Genomic DNA, 23,571 nt, shown 5'->3' on the forward strand with positions numbered 1-23,571 from the left:
GAAGGATTCCGAAGCTTCGCTGACGCGCCGCTCCAGAGCCTCCTCGGCGTTTACCGCTTTTCTCCCTACCGGCAGACTTGTGGCGATGACCTTTGCCGTAATGTCCGTCGTCCACTCCCATTTCGAGGCCCACCATCCTCGGCGCCTTGGGTTCGTCGTTCAAGTTTGGCGAAGCCAGTTCCCCAGGTGAAAGCAGCCTCTTTGGCAGCTTAGGTGCGGCCCGACAATCCATCTAACTAATTAAATAATTGTGTTGACCGCGACGCCGGACGCCCATACCATCATCTAAAGAATTAGACAGTGCTTGAGCGTTTACGGAGATGCGCATGGCCAGGCCTGAGTCGGATTTCCCAACAGGGCTCGAACTCGAGATCCTCAAGATCCTCTGGGAAGAATCCCCGCTGCCGGTGCGCGACGTCCGTGCCCGGCTCGAAGCCGAGGCCGATCGCCCGCTGGCGCACAGCTCGGTGATCACGGTGCTTAACATCATGCACCGCAAACGCTACCTCACGCGGACGAAGCAGGGCAAGTCTTTTCTCTTCTCTCCGAAGGTGGCCAAGGAGCAGATTTCCGGTGGGTTTGTCACGGACCTTCTGTCGCGTGTCTTTGACGGTTCGCCGTCCGCAATGGTGCTCAACCTGCTAGAGTCTGCCGACGTCGATTCAGCAGAACTCGCAGAGATCCGCAAGTTGATTGTCCGCAAGGCGAAGGAGCAGAAGTCATGATGTACCTGCAGGCATTTGACACAGATCTATGCGGTCGTCTTTGCTGGACGCTGCTGCACTCGCTCTGGCAGGGGGCATTGCTGGTCGGCGGCCCCCGGGGCCGTTGATCGAGTCCGCACGAGGGGCTCGATCGAGGGAAACTATGTGGTGCATGTCGTAGCTTTGGCCGCTTGTGTTGCAATGCTGCCAGCGACCTACCTGCTGCATGGCGAGCACAATCCCGTGGTCGCTGAGGCGATTGCTCCTGTTTCCGCCTCGGCTAGCCTGGTCACGCCCGACATCACCGCGGCGCCTGTCGACCCGACGCCGACTGCCGTCAGTCCCCCGCCCATCGAGGCGCCTCCTGCCCGGCTGCGCGAGTCATCGCCGGCTGCCAGTACGGCGCAGCCCGCCGCCGCTGCGTGGGTTGTGGCAGTCTACCTGTGCGGCGTGGCGGCGATGCTCATCCGGCTAGGGCTGGCCGCCGCGCGAGCGCACCGCTTGGCGTCACGAGCGGCGCCGGTTGTGGATGGGGCGCCGGTCCGGTTCTTGCGACAACTGGCCCAAGACTGGGGAGTGGGCTTCACGCCGGTACTGGTAGTCGCCAGAACGACGGTGACGCCGCAGGTGGTGGGGCTGCTGCGTCCCACCATCTTGCTGCCGGGCGTCGCGTTGGCCGGGATGCGTGGTGAGGAGCTTGAGCTCATCCTGCGGCACGAACTGGCCCACGTGCGGCGGTATGACTTGTGGGCGAACCTGCTGCAACGGCTGGCCGAGGCGCTGCTGTTTTTCAACCCTGCCGTATGGCTTCTCAGCCGCCGTGCCAGCAGACTCCGCGAGTACTGCTGCGATGAGATGGCCTGCGCGGTGGACGCCAACCACTCGCCAGAGCCACGGGCCCTGTACGCGGCCGCGCTGCTGCGGGTCGTGGAGCTGAGCCGCGGGAGCGCACCAACCGACGAGCTCGTCGCGCTGGCCGCCAACGGCCGCCCGTCGGAGCTGCGCCGGCGCGTGGCGCGGTTGCTTGGGGAGCCGCTGCGAGAACCGCTGCGACTGTCTCGCGGCGGGGCGCTGGCGGTGATGGGTATTGCCATCTTGCTGGCGGCGCCGCTGGCCAAGTCGCCCGCAGTTGCTGGCGACTCGCCGAAGCAGGCCGCGTCGGAAGCCCGCCTTAACGCCACACCGATCAACTCAGTGGACGAAGAAATCGAGATCCTCACCGAGGGCCCAGACGCAGACCGCGTTTCGACGATCAGCATCCGCGTGCTCGACGAGGCCGGCCAGCCAATCAAGGGCGCAAAGGTGCGGCAGAACCACGTGATCCACGATCCTGACGGGCCGCGGCCGACAAAGATCAAGAACCACAACTACCAGACCGACGCCGACGGCTGGGCCAGCGTCACCTGGGAGGGAGAGTCCAAGGACCTGCGAATCTGGGCGTCGGCGCCGGGCCGCGTTTTCATGCACGCCATGTGGGCGGAGGACCAAGCCGATGGCGGCCGGATTCCCAACGAGTTTGTGTTCAAGCTCCTCAATGGGGTGGAGATCGGCGGCAGGGTCACCAACACCAAGGGAGAGCCGGTCGCCGGAGCGACGGTAGAGGTCATCGATCGCGTCGCTTCGCAGTTCCACGTTGACATCCCTGGCAAGCCGGTTGTGCGGCCGGTGCGGTCGTACTGGGGCCCCACGGCGACCACCGACGCCGACGGGCGTTGGTCGGTAGACACCGCGCCGCAGGAGCAGGATCTCCTGTTCGTTCCTCTGATGCCCGGCCGTCCGGCGCCCTCTGGGCCGCCGCTGGTGCTGAACGTGACCCACGAGCGTTTCCAAGACTTTGACGGCGAACGCGCCGAGGCGTTCAGCTTGGCGCCATCGCTGGCTGCGCTGCGAGACAAGCAGGCGGAAGTCGTCCTGTACCCCGCCGATGCGGAAGCCCAAGGCAATCCGCTCCCGACGGCCGAGCAAGAGCCGTTCAAGGCGACAGCCGCGTCCGCTCCTCTGGAATTCCGCATTATCATCGCCAAGCACGTGCTGCTCCTCAATGGCGAAAAGATCGTCACCTGGGACGGGCTCAAACGCCGCATGCTGGCGGCGCCCGATCCTAAATCGCTGCACCCCAGTTTCTACGTCACGCGCGGCTGGCGCGAGCTGGATCAGGACGAGCAGGCCGCCAGCCAGGCGATTTTCTTGCTCCGCAAGGAGGTCGGCTTCAATGGCCACAGCATCGGCAATCTGTGGCCCCGCACCGACCTGCGGTACGACCGCATCCGCACCGCCGACGACCTCACGCCGCCCAACGCCGAGCCGATCACCGGCACGGTGGTCGACGCGGCGGGCAACCCGGCGCCAGGTGCCCAGGTACTGCTGATCACGCCGATCGACGAGTCGATCCGCTACCGCAGCTATGACCTCGCCCTGGTCGACGGACGCGTCCGCAATCCGCTGGAGCACGTGATCACCACCACCGACGCCGCGGGCGCCTTCCGGCTGGCCGCGCCCCGCGTCCAGTCTTGGCGGCTGATCGTGCTGCATCCGGCCGCCGGCTTCGCCGACCTGTCCGGAGAGCAGCTGGCCGCCAGCGGTGCGGTCCGCCTGATGGCCTGGGGCGAGCTGACCGTTAGCTTCCAGGCGCCCAGCAACCTGGCTCAGGCGATCGACCTCACCACCCGGACCCCGGAGCGGGACACGCTGCCAGAGGTGGTCATCAACCAGTACTGGTCCGACCGGGGTGAACCGCCCGAGGGCCGCGCGTTCGTGTTCCCCCACGTCCCTCCCTACCGGCAGACAAGCGTGCAGCGGAGCCTCGCCGACTCCGACGGCGGCGCCACGTCGTTGCACGAGGCCACTGTGAACCTCCTGCCGGGTGATAGCCGCTGGCTAGGGCTCGGACCGATATCAGCGAAGCAATCCGCCGAGCTCAGTCGCACGAGGGAGTTACTCAACCGTCGCCGGTCGCGACCCGCCGCGACTGAGAGTAGCTCGGATGCCGATGCACCCGAGACCAACGAACCGGGCAGCTCGGAATAGGTCCTCGTTTCGACTACTTCAGTCGAAGCGACTCCAGAGGGTTTCGACCGCAGGGTTCTGTCCGAAAACACGCGCGGAGGGGACAAAACTAGCTCTGTAGAAATCTTATCGTTGCTAGCTAAACCCTTGGTAGTGTTGTTTCCGTACGGGGTGGGTGCGAACGACGAAGTCCCCCATCGCGTTGCTGCTTGCCGCCCACGAGCTGGGTCGTCGGACGGTGCGTCGTTACTGGCATCACCGGGCCCCGAAGAAGTTCACGCTCCCTCAGCTGTTCGCCTGCCTGGTGCTGAAGGAGTTCTTGCGGCTGGACTACCGGAAGCTGTCGGCGGTGCTCGAGGAGTCGCCCAGCTGGACCGCGGCGATCGGCCTGGCGAGCGTGCCGCACTTCACCACCTTCCAGAAGGCGGCGACGCGGCTGCTGGAGAGCCGCCGCGTGCAGCGGATGCTGGACCACTCGGTCCGGATGGGGCAGTAGCTGTCGCTCCTGCCGGGCCGCTCGCCGCTGGCGGCGTTGGACGCCACGGGCCTGGAGTCGAGCGCCGCCAGCCGGCACTACACGCAGGCCCGCTCGCGGGCCCAGAAACGGGGGAAACAGCACACCTACCTCACCTACCGGGAGTTCCCCAAGATCGGCGTGCTGTGCGACTGCACCAGCCACGTGGTCCTGGCGGTGGTCCACGACAAGGGCCCCAGCTGCGACGTCCGCCACTTCCGCGAGGCGTTCGATCAGGCCCGCCGGCGGATCCCGATCCAGAGACGCTGCTGGCCGACGGCGGCTACGACAGCGAGGCCAACCACCGGCACTGCCGCGAGGCGTGCGGCGTCCGCTCGCTGATCCCCGCTAGGCTCGGCCGGTCCGGCAAGCCGCCCCGAACCTACTGGCGACACGTCATGGCCAGCCGGCTGCACACCACCCGCTACGGGCAACGCGCCCAGGCCGAGACCACCATCAGCATGCTCAAGCGACTTATCGGCTCCCAGCTCAGGGCACGGAAAAAGCCCAACCAGCGACGCGAAGCCGCCCTCAAGACGCTCACGCTCAACCTCATGATCCTTTAAACATCTAGAAGCTTTCTACAGAGCTACAAAACTAGCTCTGTAGAAAACATCCCTTCAAACACAATGGATTGTGGTGCTCACGTTGGTCAACCGGGCTACATGTCGTGGTTGACTGTAAGTTTTCTACAGAGCTACAAAACTCGGGGCACAGCTCCGCCCCGAATTTCGCGTAAACCGTTTGAACACAATGCCTTAGTCGAACACCGCCAATGTCCGCGGCAGGGGTTCTGTCCGTTTCTGACGTCCATAGCGGACACAACCCTGCCCGCCGTCAGGCCGTCCAGGGACACGGAAGGACAGCACGGCGCTCCCGGCAACCGTTCATCAGATCGCGCTGGGTGGCCGGTTTCTACTGAAGACTGTCGGGAGCATACACGGCTCTCAGTTTCGTTCCCTTGGCGCCTCACCAACGCCACCTACCGCAAACCCTACAGTCCGAAAGCGTAGAAACCCGTGGTCCGATTGAGGCAGTGAGGTGGGGGGAGGGGTATATCCGCGCGGTGATGAGAAGGCCGATTACAGGGGCGACGCACCGCCCTATCGGCAGAGAGCGTGTTGTGATTTTGGTGGGGCGCCAACCTCACGGCCTCATCGGTTCGGCGAGGTGATGAGGTGGTGGCGTCAATCTCGCTTGCTGGCGAGCACGTATATCTCTTTCGGCGGCGTCTCGAAGTAGTTGAGCAGAGCCGGGCAGAGCCAGCCTTCCTGGCCTGTTGATTGTTCGATGTACCAGTTGCCTTCGCACTCTTCCCTGAGCCACTCGAACTTGGCTTGATAGCCGGGGAAGGGCTTCTCGGCGAACAGAAGCTTGAAGCCGTTCTCGGCACCTTCGATGTCGGTGACGAGCCAATCGAGCACCACGTCAGCACCGAACACGAACGGTTCTTTGACCAGATCGTACTGGTCGTCGTCGAAGACCCAGCAGCCTTCCCACTTGTAGGGTGATACGAACCGTAAGAAGTTGCTCACGACATCACCCTAATCCGCTTCATCGGCCCCCTCAAACAAGGCATCATGAAGTTGCTGAGAATCAGCCAGAGTGTCTTTCCAGACATCGCTTGAGTGAGTGATCTCTTTCGCTTCGCCAAGAGAAACATCACAGAATTCTCGAACTGCCTTCACCGACTCTATTTTCGAGAAGCCTTTACTACGCAGGTGGCGTAAGACAGCATCATAACTACCCGTCTGCCGCCAGACTGTTTCGGTATGGCTGTAATCACTTGGCGTTCCCACCGGCTTCACCTTACTTCGTGAGGTCAATAGTCAAGTCAACCAACTTCCCTTTATTGGCTCCCGTCAATCGCTTGCCAGAGATTATCAGCTTCTCGAAACCAGCAGCTCTTGCTTGTTCAATTAGCTGTTGCCTCGCAGCAAGCACCTCTTTTGGCCCGATATTCAACTTGCCAGTTTTCAGCGGCTCAATAACGACATCTTTCAGGCGGAGCGTTTTACCATCAACGACCGTCTCCGCCAGCAAACCTACTTTCCCTTTGCTGGTGTCAAAGGCAGCTTCAAAGAGTTCGCCGTTCTTGAATAGCGTTCTTGGGGCCTGTGCCCTAACTGGTTGAGGAAAGTTCGGCTTGGATCTGGTGAGTGCCCCAGAGAGCCCAGTAGCTGGTGGGCGTACCATTGTCGGAACTGACATGCCCGTTGCGATCAGATCGGCAGTGGGGATCGCTATTCTAGCATAAATCTCAAGTGCAGGGTTATTCCTCACCATGACCGCCAACCTGGCCCGATTTCGGTTGACTTCATAGCCTTTGTCTTCGAGGTACATGTCTCCGAGGATATCCCGCAACTGTTCATCCGTGAAGTCGAGGCTCGCAGCTTCTGGGCCAGTGACTTTGCCGTCTGCAAGGGCGTCAAGCAAAGCAACATGGGGACTGTCGAATCCATAATTTGCCAAGTAGTCAGTCCAAGTCTCCCCTGGATACTTTGGCAACATATGGTTGAGTTCGAGAAGCTCTTCGAGGGTTAACTGTGTTGCGTCTTTAATCGTCGACCACTGCCCCCCCGACGCAGCATCACTTGGCTTTACAACCGTTTCGCCCTCCGTTTCGGTTGCAACGGTCTGCGGCGTCCGCTCGCGATCCACAACGGTGCTGGCGATCCAGAAGCCCGTGTCCTCCAGACGCGAGCCCGAGGTCTCTACCTGTCGGCCGCTTTGACTCTCGTTCTCGCTGACCGTGCTGGTCGTCTCTTCGCGGGCGCCGGGGACGGCGTTGGACTCCTCGCTGCCTGAAGCTGCGGTGGTAGCCCTGGCGGCGCCGCCGTCTTGGCCGTCCGATTGCTTGCCGTAGTAGGTGTCGGTCGTGAGCGTGACGGTCGTCAGGTCGAAATCGATCGACTCCCAGCGGTTGATCTCGTCCTCTGAATCACTGTTCTGCACGGAGCCGTTTGCTATGTGGTAGAACAGGTAGTCTTTCTTGCCGGCTTCCGACCAAACCTCCCCCGTCGTAGCGTAGTTGACCGTGCGGGCATAACCGTCAAACGCTTGGCGTACCCCTGACTCATCGTCCGAGTAGCCTGCGGTTTCGTTGACGCGGACGCCGGACTGGTAGACCTTGTCTTTGGTTTTTCGCCCGACGTCGGTCAGCGATTCGAAAATGCCGTCGTCGCCCGGATCCAAAACGGGCGGCGAGTAGTTCCACTTATGCTCGTCACGTTCGATCCGTGTCTTGATGTCCTGGCTGTGCGCAACCAGAGTGCCATTCCGCGCGCCGCCGTCTGGCCCGAGCGTGTGACTGCTGTGCGAATCGCCGGCCTGGAAGCGGGTTTCTATCAGTGAGTCCGTGTACTCCTTGGTGAGGTACTCTTCGAGACCAGCGTCCGCCGGTGGTATGCCAAAGTTGGCCCACATTATGTAGTTGCCGTAAGGCGCCACCGGCTCAGAGGTGACCTTACGCCAATTCATATGATGGGTGCGTTCGAGCGTTTGTCGATCACCCGATTCGCCACCCGCGGAAGTGAAGTCCTCGGTGAGCTTGCCCACGTCGGTGGTGGTGATGGTCTGCTCGGTTGAGTACACGTACTCCTCGTGCCACGAGTCCCAGTCCTGGGTGGTCTCGTAGGACCAGCCGCCGTCGTCCTTCAACTTGGTTTTCTTCGACCAGTTGTCCTCGCGTTCGTAGTCGATCTCGCTGTTACTGCTGTCGCTGAAGCCCTCGACCCACTCCTCCTCGGTCTCGGTTGACCCATCGGCGTCGCCATCGACGGTCCAGAAGGAGGCCGACAGGTGGTAGACCTCCGCGGCGCCGTCCAGGTGGTAGTAGACCCAGAAGCTGCCCCCCTCGAAGTGGTAGCCGCCGGTCTGGGACTGCGAGGACGACGTTACCTCGACGTCGACCTTCTCGCGCTGCTCGCGGAGCTGGCCCTGGGCCTCGGCCGAGAGCGACTGGTTGATCCGAGCCGAGCTGTCTGCGTAGCGGGTCTTGTCGAACGAGTCGGTGTAGCCCCGCTTCGACTTGCTGGTGAGGTCGACCGACGCGGTGGAGGACTCCTTCCAGTCGAACTCGGCGTGGCGGTCGCCATCGATGTCCGTCTTGACGTAGCCGTCCGACTCGGAGTCAAAGGAACTCTTGTCGATGCGGGTCCCCTGGGACGATTCGAGGGTCGGGCCTGAGCCGGAACGTTCGTTCCACTCGACCTTGTCCTGCGACTTGGCGGTGGCGTCGTTGTCGACAAAGAACAGCGAGCTCGTCCCCCGCGGGCTGGCGGTGACCGTCCCCTCGGACGAGCCGCTCTGGCGAGCGCGGCTGCGGCCGCTAGACTGCACCAGCGACTTGCTCTCTTCCTGTGCGTCAGCAGTGCGTGACACCGAATCGTAGCTCTCGCGGGCGGTGGCCCCCTGCCGCGCGTCGACGGTTGTGCGGCTGGTTTCAGAGTCGTCAACCGCAGTGGCAGTGATCTCACCGTAGGCGGTGCTGGTCGCGTTCTGCGACACGTTCTGACGCACACGGAAGTAGTCGGACGCGTTGGGGCTGGAGCTGCTCGTGGTGATCACGTGCGAGCTGACCAGGGAACTGACGCCAAACGTGCCGGTCGAGGCCGACTCGACCGCTTCGACTCCGTTGGTCTCCTCGATGCTCACGATGCCCTGGGTCTTGAACGTGGACTCGGACGACGTGCGGTCGCCGCTGATCACGCCGTAGTGGATAGTGTCCTCGGAGGTGCTCCCCTCAGAATAGGAGTCGCCGAACAGGCTTCGTGATCTGGCGTGGGACTCGAGCGTCTCGTCGGAGCTGGCGTGAACCCGCCGGTGTCCCAGGCCGTTGTCCGTGAACGAACCGGCAAGCGAACTCGTGGACTGCACGCCCGTGTCCTCGCGTTGGGCGTAGATAAAGTCCGCTCCGGAACCCGGCAGCACACGGACTTGCGATGTGCCCTCCACGGAAAGCGTCGATTCATCCGAGAACGTGCCCTGCTGGCTCTCGACACCAGCGGAGCGTTGGAAGATGTAGGCCTCCTGCGACTGGCTGGTGGCCTGAGCCTTTTCCAGAGAGAAGCTTGTGGCGGGGCCGGTGCTGTCGATGGTGGCGTCGGCGACCTTGAGCTGGAGGCTGGGCGCTACGAGCTCACCGCCCAGCTGCACGTAGCTGCTTGAGCGGGCGTCCACGTTCTCTGAACGCTTGACCGAGCCGTTCACAACGCCATCCTCGCCAAACGAAGCCTGCACATCCGCGGCCAGGGAGTAGCTGGAAGACTGCTTGTCCTGGAACGCTGTTTCGAGGCTAGGTGGGTAGCTCGGCTCCTGCACCACACTCATGCCGCCTGCCTGCGAAGCCGATATCGCTGACCCGGTGGCCGAAGTCGAGAAGGCGCCGGAGGAGACGCCGCCTGACGGGTCGCGGCGGAACGCTGTCTCGGCTCGCGTTGATACGGTAGCTTGAGAACTCGTACGGCTGGAGTAGTCGATTGTTGCGGTGGTCGCGGCTGTGGCGCCGGCTTCTTGGGTAACTTCTACCCTCAGCCCGGTTACGTCGGTGAGGTCGCTCGACGTGCTGGTGACGTTGAGGGTCTGGGCGCCGGAGAGGGTAAAGTACTCGTCCACGGCGTAGGCCACCGCGTCCAGCTTGCCGACGGCGTTGCTGTCGAACTGGTAACTGGAGCGCACTTCGCCCGAGTCGGTCATGCTGACGAGGTCGCCCGAGGCGTCGGCGCCCTCGTCGTAGTAGCGGTGCACGCCGCCGTGGCCGTTTGCTGTCGCGGTCGTCGTAAGCGCAAGCGCCGCGTCGAGCGACTCGACCGTGGCGCCTCCGGGGCCGGCGTGGCTGCCGGCGGTCCCGCTCTCGGTGGTGCGGGTGGTGGCCTCAGTAGTCTGGTGGAAGTCCCAATCGCTGTTGGAGTAGTCCGAAGCAGCCTCCCCGGACTGGAGCACGCCCAGTCCGCTCTGTGTGGACCGCTCGATTGAAGTCTCTTCGAGCTGGTAGGCGGTGTCGACGTGCCGCTCGGCGTGCGTGAGCTGGTAATCGGTCTCGGCGTAGAGGTTGGCCTGGTAGAACGAGTAGTCGAGCGTGGCGACCTCCGCGCGGTCGAGGTCGTCGTTGTCGAGCGCCCGCTGGAAACTGGCGTCGCCGTCGAGGGTGGACTCGTACATCGCCTCGGAGGTGACGGTACGCTGGCCGGAGATGTCCTGCGTGAGGGATGCGCCGGCGCCGTTGAACGTTGTGACTATTGAGCCGGAGTTGGTCACCTCGCTGGTCTGTTTGGCGTAGGCGCTCAGCTCGTAGTCGTAGGACTCGGTCCCCGTGGACGTGGACAAAGAGTCGCTGTCGGCGCTGGTGACCCAGGTTTCGGTGGTGCGATCCTCGGTTATGTTGTAGCGTCGGTCGGTCAGGGTAGGCGTGATGTCGGAGTCGTCGTCAAATGCGTCGCCCTCACGGTAGTAGAGGCCGTAGTTTCCGGCGGTGACGACGGTCTCGGTAGCGAATTCGTCTGTGGGGGCGTCGGACTCGCGCTGCCAGAACTCGTATTGGGCGTCTTCTGTGATGTTGTAGGACAGCACATCGGCCTGGCCGCCGGACGGGTAGCTTAACTCTGCGCCTATGGTGATGACGTAGGACCCTGCAATCTCCAGGTTGTGGTTCAGACCTTCCCCATCGGTGGACTCCCAGTCCAGCGAGAGCTGAATGGCGTAAATCGCCCAGAGATCGAGGGATGTCCCGTTGTCTTCCAGTACGTACTGGGCGTACGCGTAGTCGATGTCGTAGTTGCCGTCCGCGCCAGTTAGCGTGACCGGCATGGTCACTTCCCCACTCCACGACTTGTCGCCGGTGTAGGCGAACGTGTCAGTAAACTCGAAGAGGCTTGGCGCCAGGCCGTCGGCGCCCACCTCGTCGGCGGCGCCGCGGTGCATGATCTCGACCCGAGCAAAGTCGAGGTTGATCATCCCCGACCCGGCCAGATAGGCGCCGCCACCGTCGTTTTCGTCAAGCGCCAGCGTGTCGAACGCGTTCGATCCACTCGAGGACGAGAACGCGTTCTTAAGACCGTCGCTGAGCGAGTGCTTTACCGCATCGACAAACGCGCCGTCCGCCCGCTGGGCGGCCGAGTCATTTACCTCCGAGTCAAGCTGCGGACCGCTTGCCGAGGGCGGCTGGTAGGTAAACGAGAACTGCTGAGCGGAGATGCCGCTGTCGCCCGGGCGCAGGTAGCGCTCGTCCGAGTCGCTCCACTCGACCACCCAAGCATGGACGGTAACGTCTGTCGCGGGCAGCCCGACGGGAGTGAATTCGATATTGTGCGATGCGCCGGGCGTGCTGATCGCGTAGCCATCTGGTTCGCCCGTGGCGTTCTGACCAGTGGGAACCACCTCGTAGGCGACACGGTAGCCCGCCGCGTTGGCGGCGCCTACTTGCAGCTGCGCCCGGAACGAAGCGTCCGATGTGGCCCCATCTACGGGGGTGCCATCGGCGAGCCACAGGCCCGTCAGAGACGGTGACGTGGAGACAATCTCGAATTCGAATTCTGCGGCGGCGCTGGCGACCTCCTCCTGCAGAGCGGGGTCGTACCACAGCGAAACGACGTGCGCGACGTGATCACCGGGATCGAGGTCAGGGATAGCGATTTCAAAGCGCCCCTCACCATCAGCGTTGGTGCGAACCGTGACGTCCGCGGGGTCGGTGTTTGGGTCGTTTTCCGCTTTCCAGACTTCTATCCGCACCACGTCGAAGGCGCCTTGGCGTCCGCTGCCTACCTGGCCCACCAGCGTGGGCTCGTACGTCTGAGGCGCTGCTTCGCTGCCGATGTTAGCGGCTAGGCCGAGGTTGGTAATCGGCAGGATGGGGCTGGCGTCCTCTCCGACAACCACTGAGAAGATTCGCCAAGGTCCGTCGACGCCTTCGTCGTTGGTCGCGCGGAGCACGACCGTCAGCGGTCCGCTAGGGGGATCGCCGAGTGTGACGGTGAACGCGTCATTGGCGACCGGCGTGCTGTTGGCACCGGACGCGGGCGGGGTCCAGTCGTCGAGGTCGGTGGGCGGCGCGTCGCCGATGCCGTCGTCGAATAGGTAGTACTCGACCGCTACCGGCGTGGCGCCCGAGTCGTCGAACACCTCTCCGGCCAGCGTGGCGTCCGCAGGGCCGGCGGCGTCGTAGGGCGTGTATTCGAGGTTCCGTACGATCGGGGCGCGGGTGAGGATGAAGTCGAACCGCGTGGGGGCCGAACGGGTAGTATGCTCTACCTGGTAGTGCTGCTGCTCGACCCAAGCGGTGAGGGTCTGGGTCAGGGCCTCCGGGCCTGGCTCAATCGAGTCGGCTCGGTACAGGAACGTCCCGTCCTGGCGGGTCGTGGTCCACCCATCGATGACGCCATCGTCGTTGTGGTCGAACAGCACCTTGAGGCCCGCGATAGCGCCGTCGCTGCTGACCTGCCCCTTGAAGACCGGCGTGCTGGACTGGGGAGTCTCGTTCTCGCCCGCCTGGTTCTGAGACAACACGATTGAGGTGACCAACGGCGCCGGGAGCTGTGAAAGGTCAAGCGTGAACTGCTCGGCGCCGGTCCACGCGCTGTACTGCTCGCCGGCGGAGACTTGGTTCTGGGGATCGCCAGGATTCCACAGCGAGAGGCGGCTCCATACGTTGTACTCGACGCCAGGCGTCAGTCCGGTCGGAGTATAAGAGTAGGTCCCATCCGCCATGACCGGCGTGCGATACAAGCCGGCGTCGGTGTGGCTGCTGACAAAGCTGAACTCGACATAGAGTTGGGGCACAGCGCCGCTTACCGTTCCAGCGAGCGTCGGATCCGCGGTGAGTGAATCGCTAGGGCCGGTGTCGTGGGCAAGGCCGAAAGCCGTGAGCGCAGCCTGCGAGATGTCGACCGACGTGGGGGTATACTCGAAGGTTTCGCTGGCCGTCTCGCCCGGCACGTCCGTGACGCTGTTCGGGTCGTCCAAGTAGGGGGTCGCCTCGATCGTGTACTTTTGCCCCGCGGCGAGCGCTGGAAGCTCGGTGAGCTCCATACGGAAGTAGCCATCACCGGACGTCTCGACGGTATTGGGAGAATTAGTCGCCGCGACGCCGCCGGGATAGCGCACGACGACTTCCACCCGCACCGACTGGCCGAACCCGCCGCTGGTAGCGCGGCCTTCGATGATCGCTCGGCTGGCGTCGACGACCGTGAGCTGGCTGATCACCGGCGCGTCAAAGACATCATGGAAAAACGAGAAGCTGTGCCAGCCGATTGCAGGGATTGCCTGATCGCCGACCCGGGCGACCGGCCGCATCTGGAAGTTGTTGATCTCCCCCCACCGCAGGTTCTCCGGCACATAAGTAAACCTGCCTAGCGCGTCGGTGGTTGTCGTGCCGTCGATGACTCCGTCACCCTCGTGGTCGAACTGCACCGTCACGGAATAGGCGCCGGCGGGAACCGTCACCTCGCCAACAACCACCGGGTTGTTGGTGACAGCTTCGGACGAGAGTTCGGCATTGGTGTGGGACGTCTGGAGGCCTACGCTAAGGACCTCCGGCGGCGTCGGCGGCAGGTAGGTGAACACCACCGGCTGCCACTGCCCGGCCAGCTCCGATGTGTGCGAATACGTGTCTACTGCGCGCACATTGACCGTGACCTCGCCAAACTTGGCGTCCCTGAGCGTGTACTCGAACGTCTCACTCGGCAATACGACGGCAGTTCCATCGGCGATACCATCGAGGTTCTCATCAATCTCGACCGTCATTCCGACCGTGCTGACCCCGTTGAGCGGCGAGGTCACCTCGCCGGTGATGGTCGGGTCCTTGGTGGCGCCGCTGTTAGAGGGTTCGGGAGAATGGACACCGGGCGCATTAATCGATGGGGCCGGGCTTTCGAAGTCGATGCTGATGGGGTCTTCCCCCCAGCTCGCTTCTACCCGTTCGTTAACCTCCTCGCCCTCCGAGGTCCGGTACGTCACATAGGCAACTGGGCGCGCCCACAACTCGATCTCGCCGGCCTCGAAGCCTTCTAGCACGTGAGACCACCCGATCGAACCACTGCCCAACGGATCGGCATCGTCGAGGCGCACGGTTTCATCGGCGAGACCATCGCCGTCGAAGTCGAGCTCGACCTCGTACTGAGCATCGACCAGGGTGCCCCCTGTAGCGCCGATGCGGTCGACTGCGCCCGAGAGCTCCGGAGCGACGACGCCCGTTCCAGTGGACTCCACGTCATCGCTAAACGCCAGTGCGCCGGCGCCCTGCGACGTGTCGATGTCTAGGCTTGACCATCCGCCAAAAGTAAATCCGCCTACCATTGGATCGACACCGAACGCGTCCTCCTTCCAAGCGACTACCCTGGCACTAACCTCAGCGACCTCGCTGGCGCCGCTGGCGGTGAGGTCAAGCGGGTAGCTGAAGGCGTACACCGTCTTGACGGTGACAACCTCGTTGTCGAGCACTTCTTTGAACTGCGTCTCCAGGCTGACAATCTCGGTTGACAGCACTTGGGAGTTGGAATCGAGCAACTGCAGCTCGACGTACTGGGGACTGGTTGCGTCGTCTTCTACGTCAAACTCACCACTGACCAACAGCGTCGACAGGTTAGCCAGTGCGGCCGCCACCGTGGGAGTGCCGGCAGTGGAAGTGGATGCGAAAGTACTAGCGTAGGTGTAGGTGTCACCCGATGACGCGGGAGGCGCCTCCTCAAAGTAGGGACTCTGCTGAGGCACAGCTATCACGCCAAGATTGGCCGCGTCGGCCGAGAACGGGAGCCCAACCGGCATGAACTCAAAATCCCCGTTCTCGTCGGAGACAACGCTGCCGAGCGCCTCGTGGATTGTCTCTGCAATCGCGTCGTAGCGGAAGAAATCTACAGTGGCGAACGGGGCGGCGCCGCCCTGGCTATCTTTGACCGTTCCAGACAGACGCGGGTCGACTGTCGCCCCGCCTTGCACAATGCCGAGGTTGTCCACCAGCACGCCCAGCGGGGCCACGAAGGTGAATCCCGACGCGCCGGAGCTGATGTTGGGATCGCCGGTGGCAGTGACACAAGCCCAGTCCTCCCCGCCGCCGCCGTACTCGGCCGCCCGGTCGTCGCCGGTTACGCCGTCGCGTTCAACGACGCGGGCGCGGATATCCCAGTGTCCGTAATCGATCCCTTTTGGCGTGTAGCGGAAGTTTCCATTGGCATCGGTCGTGGTCCACCCGTCGACCTGCCCATTACCGTTGTGGTCGAACTCGACGTTGACGAACGCCTGATGGGTGCCGTCCTCATCCACCACGCGCCCAACCAGGGTTGGATCGCTGGTGACGCGGTCGAGCACTTGGTGGCCCGCGTTGTAATAGCCGGTGTCATTGGCCAGCTCAAACTGCGTGATTGACGGCGCTTGGTTGCCGACTACCTCCCAGGTCAGCGACAGCGGCGCTCCATAGACCTTGTAGCTCTGCCCGGTGGCCTCATCGGTGCGTGTCTCAGCCATGCGGGCGGCAACCGTGACATGGTTGCTGCTGACATGACCAGCTAGGCTCTCCGGGGTGAACTCGAACGCCCCAGAGGCGTCGGTCAGTGTCGATGCCTCAAAAGTCCCCGCGCCATAGTCAAACTCGACCGTCCGCAAACCGCGATCTTGGATCGCGGCGCCAAGAGCCCCGATGAGCGTCGGCAGGACTGCTTGGAGCGTCTGGCCATCGTCGAGGGTGGGCGACTTCAGGCTCAAATCATCCAACGCTAGCGTCTGATCGGCGGTGACGGCAAAGTTGCCGTCATAGACCACCATCGAGGTCGTTGGGCCGCCTGTTGATGATGCCTCTTGCTGCACAAGCCGAACGACAAGCTCGTTGACGCCGACGGAGTGCCCGGCCAAGTGGTAGACGAACGACCCGTCTGTGTCGGTGACGGCGGAGCCGTCCAGGACCTCAACCGCCTGTCCATCCCGCAAGTAGAACTCGACCGTCAGACCGCCGAGCCCCGTATTGCTGTTGGTAGAGTCCAACCCAGAGAGCGTGCCGCTTACGAGCGGCAACGAGGTATCAGCCCGTGTGTCGAGCGTGAGGTCCACGGATGACGCCCACAAGTTCGCGTCATACGTGAATGCTGTCGGCGCCTCCCATGCGGCCTCGGCCTGCTCCCAGTCACGAGCGAACGCGCCGTTGTGCCAATCGCCGCTCAGCCCGGCGCCGTCCGCTCCAAGCGTCTCCACCAGCCAGGTGGCCGAGGAATCGGTTAGACCCCCGTCAAGGCCAGAAACGAATCCATCCGTATCAGTCTGCACGCCGTCATCGCTAAACTCTGGCGCGGCGGCCACCTCGTCAAGCGGGCGGACGCGCAGCTGAACCGAGTGCGTGGGGGCGTTCGGGTCGTAGCCTGGAGCGGCGGACTCAATTCCTTCGACTACGAACCGGAACGTTCCGTCTTCGTTCAGCTCGGCCGTGTAGACCTTGCCGCTTAACTCGTCGATGCGGTACTCCAGCAGCAGGTCCGCCATGTCGCCAGCGTAGTCCACCACGCCCTCGACAATTGGGAGCGCCGTGCGATCGTCTCCATCGACATACGCCAAGTGGCTCTGGAAGGTAGGGTCCTCAACCTCAGCGATGGCCGCGGAGACCTCGGGCCCGACCGCTGTGGCGCCGGTGTCGCCGATCGCTACAGCGCGGGCGTACAAAGTCTGGACGTCAGGGGCGAGACCTAGCCCGCGTACAGTGAAGGCAAACGAGCGCTCTTCCCCCGCTGGTGTGGCGTAGCCGACGATGTTGGCCTCGAATTCATCCTCGTTGGACGTGCTGGTGGTATCGGATGCTGTCGAGAATTCGATGACGATCGGTGTGCTATTCGGGTCGTAGCCGGCAACCTCGCCGACGTAATTGTTCGCGACGCCTCCGCCGAGTCCGAAGAACTCAATCGTGGGCGCGGAGAGATCCGCCGGGTCGTGGGTAATGGAGAGCGTGTTGTTGGGAGTTCCGGTCAGAACCTGCCCTGTGTAGGTGTCCCGCTCGATCGCCCGGACCGAGATTGGCGTCAGCGTTCCCACCTGCAGGTGAGACAATGGAAGCTCAAATTTGCCGTCAGAGTCCGTCACCGCAAACTCGGTCACCGTTTCCGTGCCGGTGTAGCTAACCTCAACGACGATGCCCTCGACGACGCCATCGGTCTCGCCGGCCTCAACCTGCCCCCCGACCCGGGTGTCGCTGGTCTTGTTGTCGGCAGGCGTGCCGGTATCGTTGATCAGGTAGACGCTGGTCACCGTGGGCGCCGTGTTCTGACGAAATTCAACATACACCGCCGAGTCTAGTTGGCTTGATGGGTCAGGCGTTGATTCCGCGGGAGAATCCTCGAACAACTCCTCCCTTACCACGGCCCACCAAAGGCTCTTGTCGCTGTCGCTGAGATTTGCTGGCGTATAAGTGAAGCTACCCTCATCGTCAGTCTCGACGGTCGCTACTATTTGCGCGCTCCCGGGAACTTCTGGGTCGTGCGGGACGTACGTTGTTGACGGGCTGTCAGCAGACTTCCGGTAGATATCAACCTTCAACCCCGCAATCCCACCGTCAGGATGTGATACCTTTCCAACGAGGGTTGGGTCGCTGGTGATTCCGTTCAAGTCAATGCCCGTGTCGGTGGCCAGCCCAAAGCTGCCGGAGACAATCGACGGAACTATATTCTCACTCGGATCAAGATTAAACGTGGCAGTGTGAACCGGGCCAATCGCGTTGTTCGGAGACGTTGCCTCATTCAGCTGCACACCGATAGTGTTGTACTGGCCAGCCGTGAGAAGACTTCGGTCGGGTATGATCAGAAAGGTCGCTTCGCGCGGGTTGTCTGGGGAAACGGAGAGCTGAACGATGTTTTCGTTGTCGTTGCCAATCGCGATGTTGCCCGTCCCGGGGTAGCCGAGCTGAAAGACGACCCTGACATTTTCCAGCGGAGTGTTGGAAACCACCTTTCCTTGCAGCCACGTGTTGGCCGATATCCCGTCGGTTCCAGACGCACCGGTATCGCTGATTAGCTCAAACGAGTCGATTGCCAGCTCGCTCTCCACTTCGATCGTGACGCTCTTCGACACGCGGACAGGCGGGTAGCCCGGCTCGGTAACGCGAAGGTCAAACGTGTGGCTCCCGAGCTGATCACTGCTGGGCGTCCAGCTAAAGGCGCCGTTGGCGTCGATCGACGCTCCCCGGGGCGCGCCAGGCCCCAAGCTGTAGTGGTAGGTAACGTCTTGCGTCTCGGCGTGTTTGAGGAAAAGCGATGCGGTCCCTTCTGTGCTTGACCCGGCTTGCACAGTCACAGAGCCGGTCACAGGGACGCCGCTGCCATCCTCCACCACAACGCTAGCGACAGGGGTGGGCGCGCCAGCGATCTCGAAGACCACCGTCTCGGGCGTGTACAAGACGAATTCATCACCTGGCTTAGTCGCCCAAATGGTGATCGCGTGCATCCCCGGGGCAAGCGCCCCCGGGCTGCTGAGGGTGATCGTTATCGAGGCGCCGGAGCCACCGATGGTGAAGGCACCGGACCCGAGGGATTCGCTCTCGTACTGAATAACGACGCCTGCTGCTGAGCCATCGATAGTCGCCGACGCCGTTAACGTCGGTGAAGCTCCGCTGATGTCCCATCCCCCGTCATTAAGAGCTGAATAAGTGACGGTGAGGTCCGCCTCCGCATCGGTTGGAACGGCTCTGTTTTCGAGGTCGGCTAGCCCCGCGCTCTCCAGCTTCAGATCGCCGAACTGCTGCAGCCCCTCGGTGAGGCTGTCGTCGATCACCGGCGCGGCGGCGCCGGCCCAGCCGAGCGTTTCCAGGTCGAGGGTGTCGTCGCCCGTGGGGTCACTGATCGTGACGGTCGCGTCGACATTCGAAACGTAGTAGAAGTCACTCCCTGCGCCCCCCTGCAGCAAGTGTTGATCGCTAACCTCGGGGTCTTCGCCTTGCGCGTCGGCAACGACTTGGACGAAGAGGTGGTCGTTCCCTTGCCCGCCAGCAAGCGTGTCGACGCCGCCTACTTCAGTGGACGCAACACCACCGCTGAAGAGGTGATCATCGCCGCCGCCGCCCTCAATACGATTGGCGAACGAGTTGCCAATTAGGACATCCGCGTAAGGCGTGCCGATGATGTTCTCCACCCCGGACACGGTGAAACCAACGCTAGCTATGGCAAACACACCAGAGCCGCCTTCCAGCGAGACCGTCGCGCCGCTTGCCGCGGCCGAAAGGTCAATCGTGTCGACGCCGCCGGTGTCGCTGATCGTTACCGTATCCGCGCTCGCGTCGGTCACCACGAACACGTCGTCGCCATCACCGCCTACTAGCAAATCGTCGCCGCCGCTGCCGCCGTCGAGCCGGTCATCACCGGCGCTCCCATAGAGGTCGTCGTCGCCCTCCTCGCCGAACAGCAGGTCGTTGTCCTCCTCGCCCTCTTGAAGAGTTGGCGTAGTGGTCTCATCGAGCCCGTAAAGGGTGTCGTTGCCCTCGCCGCCCCTGAGCGTGTCGTTTCCGACGCCGCCGTAGAGTTCATCGGCGCCAAGACCGGCGAGCAGCACATCGTCGCCTTCGCCTCCGTAGAGCAGGTCGTTCGCGTCGCCACCGAGAATCCGGTCGTCACCGGCGCCGCCACGGAGCGTCTGAGGGTAAGCCGAGCCAATGATGACGTCGTTGCCGCTGCCGCCGTCCACGACGATCATTTCCGCGTCGGTGGTATTGAGGTTGGCAAACGGCTGATTTTGGCCCGCGACCACCCCGCTGAGGTCAACACGGGTGTCGTTCGCGCCGCCGACGATACTGATCGCCGTCACCGCCGAAGCCAGGATATTGGTTTTCTTGCTATTGAGGGTGACCCACCACTGGCCGTCGGACATCGCCGCAGAGAGCACGATCGTCTGGTTCTGCGCAATGGTTTCGTCAATCGTCAGCAGGCCGCCGTCACTGAGCGTCACTCGCTGGGGAAGCCTGAATCGCTGGCCCCAGATCTCACTGTCATTTCCTCTCGCTGTGAGCAGGAAGTTCCCGGCTGCATCAGAGGTCAGGGATGAGTAAGTGCTGCTCACGCCGGGGAGTGGTTTCGCAGTAACGTCGAGCAGGCGTATCCCGGCGGAGTTGAACCAAGTCATCTCATGACCAGAACTACCGCTGTTTGTGTGGTGGTTTCCGGGCGAGTAGACGATGTTCCCTGATGAGTTCAGATCAAAGTTAGACCCATAGAAGAGCACGCTGTCAGAGCGACTCCACGCCAGCCCAAATCTTCCCTCTGCATCAACCGCTAACGTTGGTCGATTAATCGTATACGCTTCAGAGAGGTAGTAGTTAGCGGTGAATGGCGACGTGTAGTCGACTTGAGTCGTCTCTATGGTCGAGGCATCGATCGTGATCCGACCGCCAATTACACCGCTGGCCGAGACCGGGCTTACGTACAAGAGTGCGTCTGTTGTCGAGGCATTTGTTGTATTCCCGCCCTGAGATTCGTTGTCCGTGACGTGTAGCTGCTTCGCCCATGCGACTAGCACGCCTCCGTTTCCGTCTGGGGCGATATCGTAAGGGGCAAGCGAGGTGACTTCAGACTGGGCGCCCGATTCCGGGTCCGGCAGCGGAGCCGCATCATCGACTTTGCTGCCTACAACGACCGCATCACTTGCCGGGGCTCCGCTCGCCTCAAACTGCTTGATCAGAATGGTCTCGTTGTCGTCCTCCCACAGCACGTAGAAGCCGCCGTCTTCAGTCACTACTGCGCTGCGGCCGGACGTCGCTACGTAGAGGTCAGCTGAACTTGCAACAGCAACACGCGACGAATTGTCCAGGCTCAATCCGCTGGTCGTGAATCGTCGGAATCGCAACGTGTCCGCGCCTGACTTCCAGAGGATAACCACCTGGCCAGCCTCGTTGGTCTCAACCGTCGGAGTGTAAAACGTGTCGACGCCATCATTCACCTGCTCGGGGAACTCATCGATCGCTCCGCCCGCCGCATCAAACCGACGCATCCAGATGCCGGCGTTGTCGCCACTGTCGACCCGCCAGACGACCACGTGCCGGCCTTGCCCGTCGATGGCGACGCGGGGCGAGGACACGTCCGTCGCGTCCATGCCGATGTCCACTAGCCTCGGCAGACTCGACACGCTTAGATTTGGGTTGATGTGCTGAATGTAGATCCCGTCGCCCTCGGCGCCGCTCCCTTCCCAGACCACGACCGAAGCGCCCGCAGCATTCGAAGCCACCCAGTTCTCGCCGTCGGCGACGTATCCGTCTTGCCTGGTGACCTCGAAAGGTTCTTCGGAAGCGACGGGCTGCGCTCCGTACTCGAAGGGGCCGATGTCCCCCATGCCGTTTACGGCGCGTGCCGAATAGCCGCTCCCTGCACGCTGATCAGCAAAACTAGCGGCGCGCAGCGAAGCCCGGGATCGGATGGCGGCAGCGCTAAGCGCAGTGTCGTAGAGGGCGACCTCATCGACCTTGCCTGCACCGAAAATGCCGTTTGTGCTCCAGTCGTCCTTGCCGATCAGCACGGTGGCATCAGTAACCTCGGTACGAGTAATCGATGAGAGGTCCTTAATGGCGACGGCATTGCCGTCAAAGTACATGACCGCCTGCCCTGTAGACGCATCGAAGGTAATCGCGTAGTGGTTCCAAGATTGAATGTCGCCGCCTGGCGGTGTGTGGATGCCGATCTCGTAGGCGGTGCCGGAGCTGTCGTAGATGTATCCTTTCCACTTGGTGGAACCCGCCATTGGATGAATAATGAACCCGTTGGCCCCGCGTGCGCTGGCAATCCAGGCGGACTTGTTCCACTTGACCTCCGAGGAAGACACCCACGCTTCGGCGGTAAAGCTAGCGCCAATCGTGGCGTTGGTGATCTGGGCATAGTCATCAACACCGTCCAACTCGAGCGATTTCCCACCGCCAACGGCGCCGGCCCCAATTGACGGCGCCCCATAGACGACTGCGTTGTTAGTGCCGGCCGAGTCGTTAGCAGTCGATCCACTTGGCTCGTCAAAGCGGTAGTACGCTACCGGCGCACCGGTCAACACCGCGTCTGAGTAGAGGATGCCGGCGTCGATGGCGGGGCTACCGGCCAGGATCGCATGTGTTGCGGTGGGGCCACCGTAATCGCCCAGCGGGGCGAGGCCTGGGTTAACTCCTACTCCGATTGACGTATTGCCAGACCCCGGGGTCGTGTCTAGACCCGCGTTGCCAACCGAACCGAACAGATTGTGGCTGCCCTTCCACGTGGGGCTGCTCCACGACACGGCGTCCGAGTAGCCGTTGCCAGACGTGTTGGCGGCCACAATCGAGTTGTCAATTACTACCGTTGCGCCACTGACGCTAAAACCTCCGCCTTGGTTGTCAGAGTGGTTGAAAGCGATCGTTGAGTTGACGACCGTCAACTCAACACCGTAGGCCGCTCGAATTGCCCCACCGCCGTACGTTGTTGTGTTGTCTGAAAAGGTGCTGTTGGCAACGAGCACGTCGCCTACCGCGTGCTGCACGTGCAACGCGCCGCCAGCCGTGTAGCTGCTCGGACTGCTGCTGAGATCCAGGGCATGATTTGAGACGAACGTAACGCCGTAGATTTCAGCCTCGGGCGTGCCCGAGTCGCCCATCAGCAGCCTTGCACCGCCGCCATAGCGAGCCGTGTTCTCCTCAAAGGTACTGTCCCGAATGATCAGCTTCCCGGTGCGGTGAAATAGCCCGCCCCCTTGGCCCGCACCTCCGCTGCTGTTTCTAACCGCCACATTGTTGCGGAATGTCACTTCGCGAAGCGTGAGGTTTCCCCGGTTCCAGATGCCGCCGCCATCGCTGATTACGTACCCGTCGGCAATGGTGACGCCGGTAAGGGTGACGTCCGCCCCAGTGTTGAACTGGAAAACGCGTCGCTGATCGGCGGCGCTAGCGTTTGCCGAGATGGTGAGCAAGTCGGCGCCTGGCCCATCAAGAATGAAGTCCGTGCTTGTAATTATCGAGCCCAGCGATCCTAGCGTAATCGTTGCGGGCCCCGCGGCGTAAAGTGATGGGTCGAACGTGATGGTGTCTTGATCAGACTGCCCGTCGCTCGCCGCCGCGCTAATGGCCTCTCGCAAGCTCAACACGTCATCCGCCGCAACGATGTCTTCCAGCGTCGTTACGACGTAGTCCGCGGCTAGCATTTCTCGCCGCTCAAGCTGTTCAATGCGAGCGAATCGTCGGCGCCAATACTGGTCCTTCTTGCTGGCGGAAAGCTTTCGCTTGAGACCTAGTGACGCAAGGGTCCCGTCCCAGGAGATGGGGAATCGACGCATGGGTCGTCCTTGAGGCTGCAGAGTCAGTGCACGCGTCGGCAAGTGAAAAGTGTGCTTCCGTGCTCACGCGAATTTGACAGACACTGATGCGGCGTGCAACTGTTTTCTCGTTTACTC

The 23,571-nt window shown here is 62.4% G+C and carries 8 protein-coding genes; 5 read left to right on the top strand and 3 right to left on the bottom strand.

What is annotated here, in order from left to right; genetic code table 11:
* Positions 1-326: 326 nt before the first annotated feature.
* The 5 genes from KOR34_RS02510 to KOR34_RS26395 all read left to right on the top strand — a co-directional run bounded on the left by KOR34_RS02510 (position 327) and on the right by KOR34_RS26395 (position 4,790).
* Positions 327-725 (top strand): BlaI/MecI/CopY family transcriptional regulator, encoded by a 399-nt coding sequence (locus KOR34_RS02510; protein ID WP_146561922.1) that lies wholly within the window; start codon positions 327-329, stop codon positions 723-725.
* A 180-nt stretch (positions 726-905) separates the two neighbouring features.
* Entirely contained in the window at positions 906-3,731 is a 2,826-nt protein-coding gene (locus KOR34_RS02515; RefSeq protein ID WP_146561923.1) for a M56 family metallopeptidase, read from the top strand.
* Between the two features lie 154 nt (positions 3,732-3,885).
* Positions 3,886-4,206 carry a transposase gene (locus tag KOR34_RS02520; protein ID WP_146561925.1) on the top strand — a complete coding sequence of 107 codons (321 nt, stop codon included), beginning with the start codon at positions 3,886-3,888 and terminating at the stop codon, positions 4,204-4,206.
* 36 nt (positions 4,207-4,242) lie between these two features.
* Positions 4,243-4,566, top strand: a complete 324-nt coding sequence (locus KOR34_RS27040) for a hypothetical protein (protein ID WP_228714662.1) — start codon at positions 4,243-4,245, stop codon at positions 4,564-4,566.
* Positions 4,494-4,790, top strand: coding sequence for a transposase (locus KOR34_RS26395; RefSeq protein WP_228714641.1), 297 nt, complete (start codon positions 4,494-4,496; stop codon positions 4,788-4,790). The genes KOR34_RS27040 and KOR34_RS26395 overlap by 73 nt, the downstream gene beginning before the upstream one ends.
* 621 nt (positions 4,791-5,411) lie before the next feature.
* On the opposite strand, the gene KOR34_RS02530 is transcribed toward KOR34_RS26395, so the two are convergent.
* The 3 genes from KOR34_RS02530 to KOR34_RS02540 are packed head-to-tail and all read right to left on the bottom strand — an operon-like array spanning position 5,412 to position 23,454.
* Positions 5,412-5,759 (bottom strand): DUF6717 family protein, encoded by a 348-nt coding sequence (locus KOR34_RS02530; protein ID WP_146561927.1) that lies wholly within the window; start codon positions 5,757-5,759, stop codon positions 5,412-5,414.
* Between the two features lie 9 nt (positions 5,760-5,768).
* The gene (locus KOR34_RS02535; protein ID WP_146561929.1) at positions 5,769-6,032 is read right to left on the bottom strand and encodes a hypothetical protein; all 264 of its coding nucleotides are present in this window, start codon (positions 6,030-6,032) and stop codon (positions 5,769-5,771) included.
* Position 6,033: 1 nt separating this feature from the next.
* Positions 6,034-23,454: a choice-of-anchor Q domain-containing protein gene (locus KOR34_RS02540; protein ID WP_146561931.1), complete on the bottom strand. Its 17,421-nt coding sequence runs from the start codon at positions 23,452-23,454 to the stop codon at positions 6,034-6,036.
* Positions 23,455-23,571 lie beyond the last annotated feature (117 nt).

This window comes from Posidoniimonas corsicana, assembly GCF_007859765.1.
Classification (GTDB): Bacteria; Planctomycetota; Planctomycetia; order Pirellulales; family Lacipirellulaceae; genus Posidoniimonas; species Posidoniimonas corsicana.

Coding starts and splice junctions, on each gene's coding strand:
- KOR34_RS02515 (WP_146561923.1), top strand. CDS start 906: ATGCTGCCAGCGACCTACCTGCTGCATGGCGAGCACAATCCCGTGGTC.
- KOR34_RS02510 (WP_146561922.1), top strand. CDS start 327: ATGGCCAGGCCTGAGTCGGATTTCCCAACAGGGCTCGAACTCGAGATC.
- KOR34_RS02540 (WP_146561931.1), bottom strand. CDS start 23,454: ATGCGTCGATTCCCCATCTCCTGGGACGGGACCCTTGCGTCACTAGGT.